Source organism: Dyella sp. SG562, from assembly GCF_011759495.1.
GTDB lineage: Bacteria > Pseudomonadota > Gammaproteobacteria > Xanthomonadales > Rhodanobacteraceae > Dyella_D > Dyella_D marensis.
Window position 1 is genome coordinate 267,172 of sequence record NZ_JAAOYS010000006.1, and the last position, 16,382, is coordinate 283,553.

Consider the following 16,382-nt stretch of genomic DNA (forward strand, 5'->3'; position numbering starts at 1 on the left):
GAAAACGCGGCGCCGGCAGACCGTTGCGCGCCCTGTTGGCGCCGCTTCCTCCACGGCTGTCTCCGGTGGGAGTGGATACCCGGAGGTGGGGCCAGTGCGAGGTGGATACAGGCTAGTGCCGGGGTGCCGGCCCGGCCATGTCAGCACGGGCCAATTGCCGGTCAGCGTTTCAGTGCGATGGCAGCGGACGTTCGCCGGCCAGCAGCCGGGCGCGCTGCAGCGCCTTGTCGCGCGCATCGTCGTGGCCCAGCGCCTGGTAGATGCGCGCCTCCAGCGCCACCACGCGCACGTCGTCCTGCGCCCAGGCCGACAGCGTGCCGCTGACGGTCAGCGCCTGGTCCGCCTGCCCGGCCTTGAGCAAGGCCGCGGCATACGAGCTGCCGATGTCGACGATCAAGGCCGGCACGCCCTCCTTGCGCGCACGCGCCAGCAGGCCTTCCAGCAGAACCAGGCCGCGCGGTGCATCTTTCGCGGCCACCAGCTCCGCCTGCGCCAGGTCCGCATACAGCGGCGGCCAGTCGCCGTCGCCGGGCGGCTGCTTCCCGGCCCAGGCCGCGAAGCGCTCGGCTTCCTTCGCGGCTTCGTCGGCATGGCCGCCACGCGCCAGCGCGCGCACCAGCACCAGCCAGGCGGCGGAGCGGTCCTGCTGGTCCAGGCCATCCTGCTGCGCCATGGCCTGCCTGGCCTGGCGCACCGCCTCGGCGTCGTCGCCCATCTCCCAGGCCATCTGCGCCAGCAGGGCCGGCACTTCGGCGGCGAGCATGGCGTCTTCGCGCGGATCGATCTCGCGCAGCAGCTGATGCGCCAGCGAGGAGGCTTCCAGCATGCGGCCGTTGTCGGCCAGCGCGATGGCGCGCACGAAGGTGAGCTCGCGGCGCATGTGCACGTCGACCAGGTCGGCGCTGAGCGGCCAGAAGCGGTCGGTGATGGCCAGCTCGTCGCGGTACTTCAGTTGCTGCTTGGCCACGCTGGCCATGCCGTCCAGCTCGGCCGGCAGCATGGTGCGCGCGCCATAGCGCGCATCCTGGTCGTAGGCGCGCTGCAGGAAAACCATGGCGCTGTCGAGCTGGCCCTGCTTGGCGGCGATCAGGCCCATGTCGAAATCGGCGCGCGCCATGCCGAACACATTGCCGGTGAGGGTGTATGTCGCGCGGCCCTTGCCCAGGTAGGTCATGGCCAGGTCGAGCTTGTCCTGCGACTGCGCCAGCCAGGCGCGGTTGAGGTAGGCATTGGCCAGCTCGTCGTTGGCCTTGGCCTGCTCCAGCAGCTGGATCGCCCCGTCCAGCAGGGGCGCCGCCCGGTCCAGCTGCTCCGCGCCGGCATAGCGCATGGCCAGGGTGAGCTGCGCGCGCCCGCGCAGCGCCAGGTCCTTGCTGTGCTCCTGGTCCAGCCGCGCCAGCAGCTCGCGCAGGCGCTTCTCGCAGGCATCGCGTTCGCCGCGGTCGCATTCGAGAACGGCGCGGGCGTATTCGATCTTCGGATCGTCGCGCCAGGCCTCGGGCACCCCGTCGAGCACCTTCTGCGCCTGGTCGATCTGGTTTTCCAGCCGCGCCGCGGCCACCTTGGACAGCCAGTCGTCCAGCGGCGTCGGCGACTGCGCGGCGACCACGCCGGGCACGCCCAGGCGCCGCACCAGCGCGTCGGAGGCCTGCTTGGCCGCGGCGAGTACGTCCTTGGCGATCACGTCAATGGCGTCGGCATGCCCCTGCGCCGAGCGCAGGCCCAGATGAATGCTCCAGCGGCCGTCGAGGAACTTGACTTCGGGCGCCACCTGCCAGGTGGCGTCGAACGGGCGCTTGCCCTCGTCCTCGTCGCCGAAAGCGCCATCCCGGGACAAGGCCACCACGGTTTCGCTGGGCACCGTGCGCAGGCCCGCCGCGCGTACGTGATTGGCGACGATGTCCATGACGCCGTAACGCAGCCAGCCCCACTCGCCTTCCGCCTGCACCTTGGCCGGCAGCACCACCACCAGCGCCGCCGGCGCGGACGCGGATGAGGCCGGCGCCGGCCCGCGCGCATGCCACCACCACCAGGCGGCGGCAAGCAGCGCGCAGGCGGCAAGGGCCAGGCCGGCGATCCAGGCGGATCGGCGCCGGCGCGGCAGCGCGGGCAGGTCCGCGACGGCGGCGGCGTCCTCCGCGGCCGCGGTGTGTTCGGCCTCGCCGCGTTCGTGCACGGGAGCGTCCGGCTCGACCGTCTCGACGGCGGTCTCGGCCACCCAGTGGTAACCCACCCGCGGCACCGTGCGGATGCACGAGACATCGCCTTCCCACAGCCGGCGCAAGCGCACGATGTGCTGCGCCAGCAGGTTGTCGCTGACTTCGGTGCGGCCCCAGACGGCCGCGATCAGCTCGTCCTTGCCGACCGGCCGCTGCCGGTGCTCGACCAGGTAGACCAGGCAATCGAAGGCGCTGGCCGGGAGGGTGACCAGCTCGCCGTCCCGCCGCAGCTCGCGGGCCAGCGGATCCAGGCGGAACCGGCCGATGACATAAACGGGTTTCTGCATGGGCGCGCATGATACGGCCGGGGCGCTTTCGGTGGGCTGTGGCAAAAGTCCGCCGCGCAGCCCCTCGGAGCAGGCCCGGGGGGCGCTACTCCTTTATATAGAACCCCCTGCACATCGAAAACGCATGCTTCGTTCATCCCTCGCGAATGCCAATCCGGCGTAGAAATCGAGACTTGCGTCTCATCGCTCCGCAGCCCGCGGAGAGCTGGAGACCGCGATGTCACCGATGCCGCCCGACCGCCTGGTCGTACCTGCCGCCCATACCTTCACCCTGCGCCGCCTGCTGGTCGCCCACGGCGGACCGGTCACGCATGCCTTCGACGAACTCGACCGGCCGCTGGCCCAGGCCGGGAGCGAAGGCAGCGTCGCCCTCCGCCTGGATGACCAGTGGTGCACCCGGGTAGAAAGTCTGGGCGTACCGGAACTCGGCCACCTGGCCGGCCGCGCCTGCCGGGTCGCCGAACACGGCGTGCTCGGCTTCGCCCTGCTGAGCTGCCCGACCCTGGGCGAGGCGCTGAAGCTGTGGGCGCGCTTCGCCCCCACCCTGGCCGGCGGTTTCGAACTGCGCCAGGCGGTGGTGCCGGGCGGCGTCGAATTCACCGTCCGCGACCTCTACCCCCTGCTGCCCGGCCGCTCGTTCGCGCTGGACCGCTTCGTCGGCTTCACCCTGGGTCTGTGCGAGCAGCTGGCCGGGCTGCCGCCGCAGGCGATGGCGCTGTATCTGCCGGCGCGTGCGCTGAGCCGCGCGGTGGCCGCCACGCGCCACCATCCCATGCCGGCCCTGGCCGGCGATCCGGGCCAGGTGCGCCTGATCGTGTCCAGCGCCAGCCTGGCGGCGCCGATCGCCAGCGCGCATGCAGGCGTGCTCGACGTGCTGCTGCAGCAGTGCGAGCAGGAACACGCGCGCGTGCGCCGCCCCGGCGACTGGGCGGGCCGCGTCGAGCACCTGCTGGAGCGCCGCCTGGACCTGAGCTTCCCGATCGAAGCCGCCGCCAAGGCGCTGTGCGTCTCCACCCGCACCTTGAAGCGCCGGCTGCAGGAAGAAGGCTGGAGCTACCGCACCCTGGTCGACGAAGTGCGCAAGCGCGAAGCCCTGCGCGCGATGAGCAATCCCTCGCTGCGCCTGGAAGACATCGCCAGCCTGGTCGGCTACACCGACCAGGCCAACTTCGCCCGCGCCTTCCGCCGCTGGACCGGCAAGGCGCCCGGCAGCTACCGGGCGGAACAGGTGTCCAAGGTCACGCCGCTGCGCCAGGTTTTCCGCGCAGCGGCGTAAAAAAAAGCCGCGCTGCGCAACGCCGATGGCGGTGCGCGGCGCGGCCCAAAAAACTCAGCGCATCAACCGAACAGGCGCGTACCGCCCTTGAGCGGCGAAGCCAGCACGGTGCGGTCCAGCCACGACTCGTTGAACCACGCCCTGAAGTCGCCGCGCATCTGCGGCGTCAATTCGTGCTTGGCCAGATAGCGCCGCTGCCGGCAGGCGGCGCCATGGCGCGACAGCTGCACCACGGTGTGCTCCGCGTGCTCCAGCGGTATCTGCTCGTCCAGCACGCCATGCCCGACGAACACGTGCAGATGCCCCTGTTCCGCTCCCATCTCCAGCAGCTCGCCCGGCGCCGGCAGGCGCCCGCCCAGCAAGCCCAGCCCATGCGCAGGCCGGCTCGCATCCAGCGCCATCGACGCCGCCAGCAGGCCGCCCTGGCCGAAACCCGCGACCGCGGTGCGCGAGGCATCCACGCCCAGCCACGCCTGCAGCATGCCGACGAAACCGAGCATGCCCTCGAGGCTGGCACGGAACGCCGGGCTCATCGCCTGGTCGCCCGCATCGAGCGCCGCCATATCCCACGCGAACGCGCCGCGCCGCAAGGGCACGCAGGCGCGCGGCATCACCACCGCCACGCCTTCGGCGACACCTTCGGCCACCGCGGCGAACTGCGTTTCGCTGCCGCCCGCCTCGTGCAGCAGCACGAGCAGCGACGCGACATAGCCGTAGCCGCCCTTGCGCAGCAGGAAGGGAAACGCGAAACGGGGATCGTCGATCCATTCCAATCCCTGGTCACGAAGCGGCGGGATCCGTTCCCGTGCAAGCAGAGAGGTATGACGTGACATGGCGGCCAGAAGAACATGCTCGGAGACGACGGCGCGCCTGGTATCCCGGCAACAGCAACACGGGAAGGCGCATGGGTAGCGATGATCGCAGCAGCGAGCTCGAAAGCCTGCCAACCGAAGCGTGCGGGACATCGCATCGAACCGTGCGGATACACGCAATGCATGCGTGCGGCCGGTCACGGAATGGCTTCAGTATCCGTATCCGCGGCCGCAAACCCAGGTGATTTGGGGCCGGCGCCGCGTCATGGGAGGCCAGCCGTGCGTCGCGCCGTATCGGCGCAGCCGCGCCATTCGCGGTAAATGTCTACGCAGATTTCACGGTGTCCCCACGGATTTCTTCGGCTGCTTCCCAAGAATAGGCCCCCCGCACCACCGGATGAGCTTATGCCCGTCTCTTCCCGCTGTCGTTTCGGCGTGCCCGGCCTCGATGCCGTGCTGCAGGGTGGACTTCCGACCGGCCATCTCTATCTGCTCGAAGGACAGCCGGGTTCCGGCAAGACCACGCTCTCGCTGCAGTTCCTGCTCGAAGGCGTCAAGTCGGGCGAGCGCTGCCTCTACATCACCTTGTCGGAAACCGCCGAAGAGCTCGTCGAGGTCGCCGCTTCGCATGGCTGGGATCTGCACGGCATCGACCTGTTCGAACTGTCGTCGGTGGAAGAAGTGCTCGGCGAGGGACGCAACCAGTCGGTGTTCCATTCCTGGGAAGTGGAGCTGGGCGAAACCGTCCGCCTGATCCGGCAGGAAGTGGCGCGGATCGAACCCGTGCGCGTGGTCTTCGACAGCCTGTCCGAACTGCGCCTGCTCGCGCAGGACCCGCTGCGGTACCGCCGCCAGGTGCTGGCACTCAAGCAGTTCTTCTCGCCGCTCAACACCACGGTGCTGTTCATCGACGACCTCACCAGCGAAGGCCGCGACCGCGACACGCATCTGCACAGCATCAGCCACGGCGTGATCTCGCTGGAACGCTTCGCGCTCGAGTTCGGCGCGGCGCGGCGGCGCCTGCAGGTGCAGAAGCTGCGCGGACAGTCCTTCATCGCCGGCTACCACGACCTGAGCATCCATACCGGCGGCGTGCAGGTGTATCCGCGGCTGGTCGCCGCCGGGCATCACGTGCCCTTCGATAACGAGGCCACCCTCAGCGGCGTGCCGCAGCTGGATGCGCTTACCGGCGGCGGTTTCCTGCGCGGCACCAGTACCCTGCTCACCGGCCCCGCCGGCACCGGCAAGACCACGCTGGCCCTGCAGTACGTCGGCGCCGCCTGCGCGCGCGGCGAGCATTGCCAGGTCTATGAATTCGACGAGCGCATCAGCACCCTGCTCGGCCGCGCGGAAACGATGGGCATCCCGCTCTCCCGCTACATCGAGCAAGGCCTGCTCGACGTCGTCCAGGTCGATCCCGCGGAAATGTCGCCCGGCGAATTCACCTGGCGGGTGTTCCGCGCGGTGCGGGAACGGCAATGCAAGATGGTGGTGATCGACAGCCTCAACGGCTATCTCTCGGCCATGCCGCAGGAGAAGCACCTGCTGCTGCAGATGCACGAGCTGCTGGCCTTCCTCAATCAGTCCGGCGTGACCACCTTCCTGATCAACCCGCTGTTCGGCCTGGTGGGAAGCCTGGATACCGGCCAGCTCAATGTGTCCTATATCGCGGACACGGTGATCCTGCTGCGCTTTTTCGAAGCGAAGGGACGCATCCGCAAGGCCATCTCGGTGATCAAGAACCGCAGCGGCAAGCACGAGGACACCATCCGCGAGCTCTTCATCGACGGCCGGGGCCTGCGCGTCGGCGAGCCGCTGGCCAACTTCCGCGGCGTGCTGACAGGTACGCCCGAGTTCATCGGCGAAGGCCGCCCGCTGCTGGAAAGCCGGGATGCCTGAGGCGGCGCCGCGCGGCGATCGGGTGCAGATCGTGGCGCCCTGGCAGCGCGATGGCGAAAACCTCGCCGACGTGCTGGCCAGGCATGGCTACCAGACCGCGCTGTATCCGGACCAGCGCGCGCTGGCCGATGCGATCGACCAGCGCACCGGCGTGATCCTGCTCACCCAGGAGGCGCTGGAGCACGGCACCGAAGCGATCCAGCGCGCGCTCGCCGCGCAGCCGGCCTGGTCGGATATTCCGTTCGTGGTGCTGCAGTCCGCGCGGCCCTCGCGCGATGCGCACACCTCGCCGCTGCCGCGCACCGTGCTGAACCTGATCGAGCTGGAGCGCCCGATCGGCGCGGCCTCCCTGCTCAGCGCGGTGGAAGCCGCCATGCGCGCGCGGCAGAAGCAGTTCGAGATCCGCGACCGCATGGACGACCTGGCCGCCAGCCGCAAGGCCTTGGCCGACAGCGAGGCGGAACTGCGGCGCATCGCCGACGCGCTGCCGGTGCTGATCGCGCTGATCGACCCGGAGCTGCGCTACCGCTTCGCCAACCGCGCGCACCAGGACTGGTTCGGCATTGACCCCGCCGGCATGCCGGGCCAGACCTTCGAGGAAGTGTTCGGGCCGGCGTGCTGGGCCGCGCATGCCGAGGCGGTCCGCAACGCACTGGCCGGCAAGCCCGGACTGATCGACCTGGCCTGGCCGCATCCCGACGGCCGGCGGCGCGAGGCGGAAGTCCGCTACCTGCCGCGCCGGCTCGACGATGGCCGCATCGACGGCATGCATCTGTTCGCCACCGACATCACCGAGCGCAAGGACGCGCTGGAATCGATCAGCCAGGCCGCGGCACGGCTGGAGAAACGCGTGGAGGAACGCACCGCCGCGCTGCGCCAGGAAATGCAGGCGCGCTCGGAAAGCGAGGCCGCGCTGCGCCAGGCGCAGAAGATGGAAGCCGTGGGCCAGCTCACCGGCGGCATCGCGCACGACTTCAACAATATGCTCACCAGCATCATCGGCGCGCTGGACATCGTCACCCTGCGCGCGCACGACGAACGCACCGCCAAGGTGGTGCGCGCGGCGACGGAATCCGCGCGCCGCGCCGCCGCGCTGACCCAGCGCCTGCTGGCGTTCTCGCGGCGGCAGTCGCTGGATCCGAATCCGGTGGACGTCAATGCGCTGATCCAGTCCATGCATATGCTGCTCACGCAAACCCTGGGCGAACGCATCCGCATCGCGATCGAGCTGTCCGGCGCGCTGGACAAGGCCCTGGTGGATGCCAACCAGCTGGAAAGCGCCCTGCTCAACCTGTGCATCAATGCCCGCGACGCCATGCCCGATGGCGGGCGACTGCGGATCGCCACGCGCGGCGCCGCGTCCATACCGTTCCCGCACAACGGCAGCGAGGCCCATGCCGGCGGCTACGTGGTGGTGGAAGTGGCCGACGACGGCGTCGGCATGGAGCCGGCCGTGAAGGAGCGGGTGTTCGAGCCGTTCTTCACCACCAAGCCGATCGGCCAGGGCACCGGCCTTGGCCTGTCGATGATCTATGGCTTCGTGCAGCAGTCGAAGGGCTTCGTCGACCTGCAGTCCTCGCCCGGCGGCGGCACCACCATCTCGCTCTACCTGCCGGTCGCGCCCAGCACCGCCGTGGCCGCCGCGCAGCACCAGGCGGTGGAAGCGTCCAAGGGCGAAGGGCAGCTGATCCTGGTGGTGGAGGACGACGAGCAGGTGCGGCTGCTGGTCAATTTCCTGCTCGAGGAACTGGGCTACGTGGTGGTGACCGCATGCGATGCGAACGATGCGATGACGCAGCTCGCCTCGCTCGGCCACGTCGACCTGCTGGTCACCGACGTGGGCCTGCCCGGCATGAACGGGCGCCAGCTTGCCGAGCTGTTCCGCCAGCGGCACCCGGCCACGCCGGTGCTGTTCATGACCGGCTATGCGGAGAATGCGGCGGTGAAGTCGGAGTTCCTGGGGCCGAACATGGCGATGATCGCCAAGCCGTTCGCGCTGGATGCATTCAGCCAGGCGGTGATGGATGCGCTGGTCGGCGCCACGGGGCGCGCAAGCCTCACTTGAGCCGCCGCATGGCGCGTGACACGATCCGCGCGATGAGCGACAAGCCCGCATCTTCCACTCACCTGCGCGACCTGGCGCGCCTGCGCCGCGTACGCGACCGCATCGACCGCGAGTACGCCCGGCCGCTCAACGTCGAAGCGCTGGCCAGCGACATCGGCATGTCGGCCGGGCATCTCAGCCGGCAGTTCCGCCTCGCCTATGGCGAGTCGCCGTACTCGTATCTGATGACGCGGCGCATCGAACGCGCCATGTCGCTGCTGCGCCGCGGCGACCTGGCCGTGACCGAGGTCTGCCTCGAAGTGGGCTGCGCCTCGCTGGGCACCTTCAGCACGCGCTTCACCGAGCTGGTGGGCATGTCGCCCGGCGCCTACCGCAAGCAGCAGGCCCAGATCACCAGCGGCCTGCCCTCCTGCGTGGCGCGGCAGGTCACGCGACCGATCAGGAATCGAGAAGCGGCGGAAACCGGGCCCCAGATAGATTGAGCGCCGTGGACCGACCCCACGCCAACCCACCTGAGAGCTTCGCCATGGACATCCGCATCCACTCCAGCTTCCTGCCCCAGAACGACCCCGACGCCGCGCTGGCCTTCTACCGCGACACACTGGGCTTCGAAGTGCGCAACGACGTCGGCTACGGCGGCAAGCGCTGGATCACCGTCGGCCCCGCCGGCCAGCCCGCCGTCAATATCGTGCTGTACCCGCCGGAAGCCAGTCCCGGCATCACCGACGAGGAGCGCCGCACCATCGCCGAGATGATGGCCAAGGGCACCTTCGGCATCCTGCTGCTGGCCACGCACGACCTGGCCGGCGCGTTCGAGAAGCTGCAGGCGCGGGATGCGGACATCGTGCAGGAGCCGACGGACCAGCCGTATGGGGTGCGCGATTGCGCGGTGCGCGATCCGGCGGGGAACATGCTGCGGATCCAGCAGCTGCGCTGAACAACAAGCTACGGCGTAGGTTGGGGTGAGCGCAGCGAACCCCAACGTGGCAGCGCGATGCAGGGCCTGTTGGGGTTACGGGCTGCATCAGCAGCCCGCCCTTCGGGCCATCCGCTATGCGGATGTTCGCTACGGCATCCTGCCTTCGCAGTCGCCTGCGGCTCACCCCAACCTACGCCTCGATAGATAGAGGACCAACGATGAGCAAGGCCAAGCCACCCGCCTCCCCCCACGACCTCATCCGCGTCCACGGCGCCCGCGTCAACAACCTCAAGGACGTCAGCGTCGCCATCCCCAAGCGGCGGCTCACCGTCTTCACGGGCGTCTCCGGCTCCGGCAAGAGCTCGCTGGTGTTCGGCACCATCGCCGCCGAATCGCAGCGGCTGATCAACGAGACCTACAGCGCCTTCGTGCAGGGCTTCATGCCCACGCTGGCGCGCCCGGACGTGGACGTGCTCGAAGGCCTGACCACGGCCATCGTGATCGACCAGGAACGCATGGGCGCCGACCCGCGCTCCACCGTCGGCACCGCCACCGATGCCAACGCCATGCTGCGCATCTTGTTCAGCCGCCTGGGCAAGCCGCATATCGGTCCGCCCAGCGCGTTCGCCTTCAACGTGCCCACGGTGAAGGCGGCCGGCGCGATCACCGTCGAGCGCGGTGCGAAGACGAAAACGGTGAAGGAAACCTTCAACCGCACCGGCGGCATGTGCCCGCGCTGCGAAGGCCGCGGCGCGGTGACGGACTTCGACCTGGCGCAGATGTACGACGACGCCAAGTCGCTCAACGAAGGCGCGCTGAAGATTCCCGGCTACAGCATGGACGGCTGGTTCGGCCGCATCTTCAGCGGCTGCGGCTTCTTCGATCCGGACAAGCCGATCCGCAAGTTCAGCAAGAAGGAACTGCACGACCTGCTCTACAAGGAGCCGACCAGGATCAAGGTCGACGGCATCAACCTCACCTACGAGGGGCTGATCCCGAAGCTGCAGAAATCCATGCTGGCCAAGGACGTCGACGCCATGCAGCCGCACGTGCGCGCCTTCGTCGAACGCGTGGTCACCTTCAGCACCTGCCCCGACTGCAACGGCACGCGGCTGAGCGAAGGCGCGCGCTCGTCCAAGATCGGCAAGCTCCATATTGCCGACGCCTGCGCGATGCAGATCAGCGACCTGGCCGTGTGGGTGCGCAGCCTGAAGGAGCCTTCGGTGGCGCCCCTGCTGGCCAAGCTGCTGCATACGCTGGACTCCTTCGTGGAGATCGGCCTGGGCTATCTCTCGCTGGAGCGCCCGGCCGGCACGCTCTCGGGCGGCGAGGCGCAGCGCACCAGGATGATCCGGCACCTGGGTTCGGCGCTCACCGACGTCACCTATGTATTCGACGAGCCGACCATCGGCCTGCATCCGCACGACATCCAGCGCATGAACGAGTTGCTGCTGCAGCTGCGCGACAAGGGCAATACGGTGCTGGTGGTGGAGCACAAGCCGGAGGTGATCGCCATCGCCGACCACGTGATCGACCTGGGTCCCGGCGCCGGCTCCGCCGGCGGCAAGGTGGTGTTCGAAGGCAGCGTCGAGGCACTGCGCGCCAGCGGCACGCTTACCGGCCGGCATCTGGACGACCGCGCCGCGCTGAAGCCGTCGGTGCGCAAGCCCACCGGCACGCTGAAGGTGCGCGGCGCGAAGACGCACAATCTGAAGAACGTCAACGTCGATATTCCGCTCGGCGTACTCACCGTGCTTACCGGCGTGGCGGGTTCCGGCAAGAGCTCGCTGATCCACGGCTCGGTGGCGAACCAGGACGGCGTGGTGGCGATCGACCAGGCGCCGGTGCGCGGCTCGCGCCGCAGCAATCCGGCCACCTATACCGGCATGCTCGACGCCATCCGCAATGCGTTCGCGAAAGCCAACCAGGTGAAGCCCGCCTTGTTCAGCGCCAACTCCGAAGGCGCCTGCCCCACCTGCAACGGCGCCGGCGTGGTGTATGCGGACCTGGCGATGATGGCCGGCGTCGCCAGCATCTGCGAGGAATGCGAAGGCAGGCGCTTCCAGGCGGAGGTGCTGAAGTACACGTTCGGCGGCAAGGACATCAGCCAGGTGCTGGCGATGCCGGTGGACGAGGCGCTGGCGTTCTTCGGCGCCGGCAAGACCCGCGTGCCGGCCGCGCATGCGGTGCTCGAACGCCTCGCCGATGTGGGCTTGGGCTATCTCGGCATCGGCCAACCGCTCACCACGCTCTCCGGCGGCGAGCGCCAGCGGCTGAAGCTGGCCACGCACATGGGCGAAAAAGGCGGCATCTATGTACTGGACGAACCGACCAGCGGCTTGCACCTGGCGGACGTCGGCCAACTGCTCGCGCTGCTCGACCGCCTGGTCGATGCCGGCAAGTCGGTGCTGGTGATCGAGCACCACCAGGCGGTGATGGCGCATGCGGACTGGATCATCGACTTAGGCCCCGGCGCCGGCCACGACGGCGGACGCGTGGTGTTCGAAGGCACGCCGGCGCAGCTGGTCGATACGCGCGCCACGCTCACCGGCCAGCATCTGGCCGACTACGTCGGGGCCTCCGCCGCACGCAAGGGCGGCAAGTCAAAAACGCGCGCGACTGCCTAGGGCTAGGGCGCCGATGCCGAACCATGCCCGCGGCCGCTGATCCGGCGGCGGCACCGGGTCGATCACCGGGGCCGGAACGTCCGGATCGGTGACCGGTGGCGTGTGTGGTTCGGGCAAGGGCGGAATCTCCGGCGAATCGGGCAGCGGCGTGGGGTCCGGCGCAGGTGGACCCGGCGGCTTCACCGGGTCGGGCGTGGGTGCGGGCACGTCGCCCGGGCCGGCGATGCCGTTCCAGGAGAACGTCGAAGGCGCGTGCAGCCCGGCGCAGGCGCGGCGGGAAACATGGATGTCGGAATCGAGTACAGCGAAAAGGCAGGTCATGTCATGAGTCCCGCCGCGCCTCCTGCTTCAGGTCAATGCGCGGCTGTGCTGGCCGGCGCCGGCGCCGGCGAGGAAGTGTTGGAGGCCGGCGGCAGCGTGGAGCTGGTCGGCGACATGGCGGGCGGCGGCGGCGTGGCGGCCGGCGCGCTGGCGGACGAGGACGGCGTGGTGCCGCCCGCATTGGAGTCGGTGCTGTCGTTGCGGCCGGAACAGCCGGCCGCGGCGAGCAAGGCGATGCTGAGAACGGTGGTCGCGTATGCGCTGAAGCGTTTCATGGGATGCCTCGTGTCGTCGTGGAATGGAAAGCGGTGCGCGCGCCGGCGCGCCATGCACGCGGCGCTGCGCTCAATGGGGCGTGGCGACGCGCTCGGACACCTCGGCCTTGAGCGAGCGCGCATCGGTGCGCTCCAGGTCGGCCAGGGCCACGATGCCGCAGATTTCGCCGTCGCCGTCGGTGATCGGCACGCGCCGGATGCGCTCGCCCTTCATCAGGTTGGCAACCTCTTCCAGCGTGGCATCCTGCTGCAAGGTCCTGGCCGGCGCGGTCATGCACTGCCCGACCCGCGACTGGTCCGTGCGCTCGCCGTTGGCGACGCAGCGCACCACGATGTCGCGATCGGTGATGACGCCGGCCAGATGGCGCTGCGCATCGATCACCGGCACTTCGCCGACGTCCTCTTCCAGCATGATCCGCGCCGCGTGTTCGAGCGTGTCGTCGGCGGAGCAGCAGCGCGGCTGCGGGGTCATGATGTCTCTTGCCTTCATTGCGTTTTCTCCCATCCTCCGTGGCGCATTGCGCTGCGCTCAGGCGGAGCACACGCTGCGATCCGCACGCCTGCATGGTGCGTACCGGCGATTGAAAGCGATGCGTGCAGAGGGTCAACAGGCTCTTCCACAGCCGCGGCTTCGTTCATCCCGCGGCAAGGCGGGCGGCGACCAGGCTCAGGTCTTGCGCCAGCTCGGCATAGATGCGTTCGCGCAATTCGTCGTCGCGCGCACGCAGCACATAGGAAGGATGCCAGGTGGCGATGCCCTGCGCGCCCGCGGCCAGCGGCAGCCAATGCCCGCGCTGCTGCGTGATGCGAAAGCGCGCGCCGAACAGCGCCTGTGCCGCCATCGCGCCCATCGCCACGAGCAGCCGCGGTTTCACCTTCAGCAATTCCGCCGCCAGCCACTGGCGGCAGGCGGCCTGCTCGGCCGCATTGGCGCGCTTGTGCAGGCGCGCCTTGCCGCGCGGCTCGAACTTGAAATGCTTGACGGTGTTGGTGAGATAGATCGCTTCGCGGCTCAACCCCGCCTGCGCCAGCGCCTTGTCCAGCACGCGGCCGGCGGGGCCGACGAAAGGCTCGCCCTGCAGATCCTCCTGCGCGCCGGGCTGCTCGCCGATCAGCATCACCTGCGCATGCGCCGGCCCCACGCCGAAGACGGTCTGGGTGGCGTGCATCCACAACGGACAGTCGTGGCATCGCTTCGCCTTGCGCCGCACCGTGGCGAGCGCGCCGGCCGGAATATGCTCTGGCGGCCTGGCCAGCGGCAGGACGGTGGCGGATTCGGTCGAACGCGGCATGCGGCACGGATTAACCGATCGCAGCTGAAAAACCGATGCACTGCGTGTCAACGAACCGGAGCATGCGGCGCTCACGCAACCCCACGGCGGAATTCACGCATGCGTGAAAGCGCGCGGCCGATGCTGCGGCATCACTTGCCACCACGCAGCCGCATGTCCTCGAGCAAACAGCCGCCTTCCGATCGCGCCCGAAATCCGGCGCAAGCGCAGCCGCGCACGTCCTGGCTCAAGCGCCTGAGCGCCGGCCTGATCACCGGCGCCGCCGACGACGATCCCAGCGGCATCGCCACGTACTCGCAGGCCGGCGCGAAGTACGGCGTCGGCACCTTGTGGTCGGTGCTGCTGTCGATCCCGCTGATGGTGGCGATCCAGGCCGCCAGCGCCATGATCGGCCGCACCACCGGCAAGGGCCTGGCGCGCAATATGGCCTGCCGCTTTCCGCCCTGGCTGGTGCGCACGCTGGCGGTGTGGGTGGCGATCGCCAACGTGATCAATCTCGGCGCCGATATCGCCGCGATGGGCGCGTCGGTGCAGCTGCTGGCCGGCGGGCCGCGGCTGCTGTACAGCACATTGGCCGCCCTGCTCTCGCTGGGGCTGCAGGTCTTCGTTCCCTTCTCGCGCTATTCGCCCTACCTGAAAGTGCTGACCTTCAGCCTGTTCGCCTATGTCGGCACCTTGTTCGTGGTGCACGTGCCATGGAAAGAAGCACTGACCGCGCTGGTGATTCCGCAGATCCAATGGAAGGCGGATTACGCGGTGACCATCGTGGCCATCCTCGGCACCACCATCAGTCCCTACCTGTTCTACTGGCAGGCCGCGCAGGAAGTGGAAGAGCTGCGCCACGATCCCGAACGCGATCCGCTCGACCAGGCCCCCGAGCAGGCGCCGCAGGCGCGGCGGCGCATCCGCATCGATACCGTGGTGGGCATGCTCTACTCCAACACGGTGGCGTTCTGCATCATGCTGACCGCGGCGGTGGTGCTGCATGCGCATGGCAAGACCGAGATCCAGACTTCGGTGGATGCAGCCGCCGCCTTGCGCCCCGTGGCCGGTCCGTTGGCGTTCGCCTTGTTTGCCGCCGGCATTTTCGGCACGGGTTTGCTGGCGGTTCCGGTGCTGGCCGGCTCGACCGCGTTCTTTCTGGCGGATGCGTGGGAGCGCCCCTGCGGACTGGAGAAGAAGCCCCGCGAGGCGCGGGTGTTCTATGCCTTGCTGGTGGCGTCGGTGCTGCTGGGCACGGCGCTTACGCTGACGCCGATCGATCCGATGAAGGCGCTGTTCTGGAGCGCGGTGATCAATGGGGTGGCGGCGGTGCCGCTGATGGCGGTGATTGTGTTGCTGGCGGGGGACCGCCGGGTGATGGGGGCGCATGTGGTGGCGCCTTGGGTGAGGTGGGGTGGGTGGGTGGCCACCGCGGTGATGGGGGTGGCGGATGTGGTGATGTTTGTGACGTTGCCGGGGCAGGTTGGTTGATTCCCTTTGGTGGGGCATTTTTTTGCGCTGACGCGATTGTTTGTCATCTCGGCGTAGGTCGGGATCTTTTTTGCGGTATCGCCTGGTTTTTGCGTTACCGCGACTTGGCCGCTTATGCAGCGGGCATTTCGGACGCCTGCCGGCGCCCGAGTCACTTTCTCTTTGCTGGCTCAAAGAGAAAGTAACCAAAGAGAAATAGCCTAAGAGCAACGGCTCGCGACGCGACTAGAAGGAGCGGTGGGCGGCTGCGGTAACTTGATTAACCTGGGTCTACACGAAACGACAGTGCGTTTACGTAACGGATTCTTCAACGTGCCGTGGCGGAGAGGATGTTCAAGAACTGAGGCTCGCTTGAGCGGTGCGTTTTGCCTCAGCTTCTCAGGTCGAACCCTTCTCCCTCCGGGAGAAGGTGGCGGCAGGCGGATGAGGGTTCGGGCGGAGCGTGGCGTTACACCCCGCGTCGTCGGCGTAGGTTGGGGTGAGCCGCAGGCGAACCCCAACACCCGCACCTTCACGCGCCTCGCCACGTTGGGGTTCGCCTGCGGCTCACCCCAACCTACGTCACGGCAAGATTTGACGTTGCGCTCCGCCCGGCCCCTCACCCTGCCCTCTCCCCGGAGGGGAGAGGGGTGATGGCGTGAGGTAGGCAGGGGCGAAGAGCAGAAGCTGGCTTCAGTCACTGAAAGTCCTCTCGGCAACGGCACGTTGAAGCACGCGTTACGTAAACGCACTGCCGTTTCGTTTAGACCCAGGTTAATCAAGTTACCGCAGCCGTCCACTGCTCCTTCTAGTCGCGTCGCGAGCAGTGGCTCTTAGGCCATTTCTCTTTGGTTACTTTCTCTTTGGGCCGGCGGTTTCAACGGGTCAATGCAACACCCATAGTGTTGATGACCGGGAGAGGCGATGAGCAAGGCAGG

At 68.6% G+C, this 16,382-nt stretch carries 13 protein-coding genes; 7 read left to right on the forward strand and 6 right to left on the reverse strand.

The annotated features are described in order from the left end of the window. Window positions 1–169: 169 nt before the first annotated feature. Window positions 170–2,506 (reverse strand): winged helix-turn-helix domain-containing protein, encoded by a 2,337-nt coding sequence (locus tag FHW84_RS13535; protein ID WP_167256327.1) that lies wholly within the window; start codon window positions 2,504–2,506, stop codon window positions 170–172. A 217-nt stretch (window positions 2,507–2,723) separates the two neighbouring features. Here FHW84_RS13535 and FHW84_RS13540 point away from each other — a divergent pair, with 217 nt between their 5' ends. Further along, the gene (locus FHW84_RS13540; protein ID WP_167256329.1) at window positions 2,724–3,782 is read left to right on the forward strand and encodes an AraC family transcriptional regulator; all 1,059 of its coding nucleotides are present in this window, start codon (window positions 2,724–2,726) and stop codon (window positions 3,780–3,782) included. A gap of 62 nt (window positions 3,783–3,844) precedes the next feature. On the opposite strand, the gene FHW84_RS13545 is transcribed toward FHW84_RS13540, so the two are convergent. Further along, window positions 3,845–4,555, reverse strand: coding sequence for a hypothetical protein (locus tag FHW84_RS13545; RefSeq protein WP_167256331.1), 711 nt, complete (start codon window positions 4,553–4,555; stop codon window positions 3,845–3,847). 444 nt (window positions 4,556–4,999) lie between these two features. Here FHW84_RS13545 and FHW84_RS13550 point away from each other — a divergent pair, with 444 nt between their 5' ends. The 5 genes from FHW84_RS13550 to FHW84_RS13570 all read left to right on the forward strand — a co-directional run bounded on the left by FHW84_RS13550 (window position 5,000) and on the right by FHW84_RS13570 (window position 12,104). After that, window positions 5,000–6,493: an ATPase domain-containing protein gene (locus FHW84_RS13550; RefSeq protein WP_167256333.1), complete on the forward strand. Its 1,494-nt coding sequence runs from the start codon at window positions 5,000–5,002 to the stop codon at window positions 6,491–6,493. Continuing rightward, window positions 6,486–8,558: a PAS domain-containing protein gene (locus tag FHW84_RS13555; protein WP_167256335.1), complete on the forward strand. Its 2,073-nt coding sequence runs from the start codon at window positions 6,486–6,488 to the stop codon at window positions 8,556–8,558. Before FHW84_RS13550 ends, FHW84_RS13555 begins: the two co-directional genes overlap by 8 nt. Window positions 8,559–8,566: 8 nt before the next feature. Then, window positions 8,567–9,040, forward strand: a complete 474-nt coding sequence (locus FHW84_RS13560; RefSeq protein WP_243868100.1) for a helix-turn-helix transcriptional regulator — start codon at window positions 8,567–8,569, stop codon at window positions 9,038–9,040. A 5-nt stretch (window positions 9,041–9,045) separates the two neighbouring features. Next, on the forward strand, window positions 9,046–9,495 hold the full coding sequence (locus tag FHW84_RS13565; RefSeq protein ID WP_343203602.1) for a VOC family protein: 450 nt from the start codon (window positions 9,046–9,048) through the stop codon (window positions 9,493–9,495). A 200-nt stretch (window positions 9,496–9,695) separates the two neighbouring features. Further along, window positions 9,696–12,104: an excinuclease ABC subunit UvrA gene (locus tag FHW84_RS13570; RefSeq protein ID WP_167256337.1), complete on the forward strand. Its 2,409-nt coding sequence runs from the start codon at window positions 9,696–9,698 to the stop codon at window positions 12,102–12,104. Here the strand turns inward: FHW84_RS13570 and FHW84_RS13575 are convergent. The 4 genes from FHW84_RS13575 to FHW84_RS13590 form a co-directional block, all read right to left on the reverse strand. Next, window positions 12,081–12,425, reverse strand: coding sequence for a hypothetical protein (locus FHW84_RS13575; RefSeq protein WP_167256342.1), 345 nt, complete (start codon window positions 12,423–12,425; stop codon window positions 12,081–12,083). The genes FHW84_RS13570 and FHW84_RS13575 overlap by 24 nt on opposite strands. Before the next feature lie 32 nt (window positions 12,426–12,457). Further along, window positions 12,458–12,700, reverse strand: coding sequence for a hypothetical protein (locus FHW84_RS13580; protein WP_167256344.1), 243 nt, complete (start codon window positions 12,698–12,700; stop codon window positions 12,458–12,460). A 70-nt stretch (window positions 12,701–12,770) separates the two neighbouring features. Next, window positions 12,771–13,172: a CBS domain-containing protein gene (locus tag FHW84_RS13585; RefSeq protein WP_167256346.1), complete on the reverse strand. Its 402-nt coding sequence runs from the start codon at window positions 13,170–13,172 to the stop codon at window positions 12,771–12,773. A 163-nt stretch (window positions 13,173–13,335) separates the two neighbouring features. Next, on the reverse strand, window positions 13,336–13,992 hold the full coding sequence (locus tag FHW84_RS13590) for a UdgX family uracil-DNA binding protein (protein ID WP_167256348.1): 657 nt from the start codon (window positions 13,990–13,992) through the stop codon (window positions 13,336–13,338). Window positions 13,993–14,145: 153 nt separating this feature from the next. Between FHW84_RS13590 and FHW84_RS13595 the strand changes: the two genes are divergently transcribed. Next, window positions 14,146–15,465: an Nramp family divalent metal transporter gene (locus FHW84_RS13595; protein ID WP_167256349.1), complete on the forward strand. Its 1,320-nt coding sequence runs from the start codon at window positions 14,146–14,148 to the stop codon at window positions 15,463–15,465. Window positions 15,466–16,382 lie beyond the last annotated feature (917 nt).

Excerpts from the sequence above, each read along its gene's own strand:
- FHW84_RS13535 (WP_167256327.1), bottom strand. The coding sequence starts at position 2,506 with ATGCAGAAACCCGTTTATGTCATCGGCCGGTTCCGCCTGGATCCGCTG.
- FHW84_RS13540 (WP_167256329.1), top strand. The coding sequence starts at position 2,724 with ATGTCACCGATGCCGCCCGACCGCCTGGTCGTACCTGCCGCCCATACC.
- FHW84_RS13550 (WP_167256333.1), top strand. The coding sequence starts at position 5,000 with ATGCCCGTCTCTTCCCGCTGTCGTTTCGGCGTGCCCGGCCTCGATGCC.
- FHW84_RS13555 (WP_167256335.1), top strand. The coding sequence starts at position 6,486 with ATGCCTGAGGCGGCGCCGCGCGGCGATCGGGTGCAGATCGTGGCGCCC.
- FHW84_RS13560 (WP_243868100.1), top strand. The coding sequence starts at position 8,567 with ATGGCGCGTGACACGATCCGCGCGATGAGCGACAAGCCCGCATCTTCC.
- FHW84_RS13570 (WP_167256337.1), top strand. The coding sequence starts at position 9,696 with ATGAGCAAGGCCAAGCCACCCGCCTCCCCCCACGACCTCATCCGCGTC.
- FHW84_RS13575 (WP_167256342.1), bottom strand. The coding sequence starts at position 12,425 with ATGACCTGCCTTTTCGCTGTACTCGATTCCGACATCCATGTTTCCCGC.
- FHW84_RS13580 (WP_167256344.1), bottom strand. The coding sequence starts at position 12,700 with ATGAAACGCTTCAGCGCATACGCGACCACCGTTCTCAGCATCGCCTTG.
- FHW84_RS13585 (WP_167256346.1), bottom strand. The coding sequence starts at position 13,172 with ATGACCCCGCAGCCGCGCTGCTGCTCCGCCGACGACACGCTCGAACAC.
- FHW84_RS13590 (WP_167256348.1), bottom strand. The coding sequence starts at position 13,992 with ATGCCGCGTTCGACCGAATCCGCCACCGTCCTGCCGCTGGCCAGGCCG.
- FHW84_RS13595 (WP_167256349.1), top strand. The coding sequence starts at position 14,146 with ATGTCCTCGAGCAAACAGCCGCCTTCCGATCGCGCCCGAAATCCGGCG.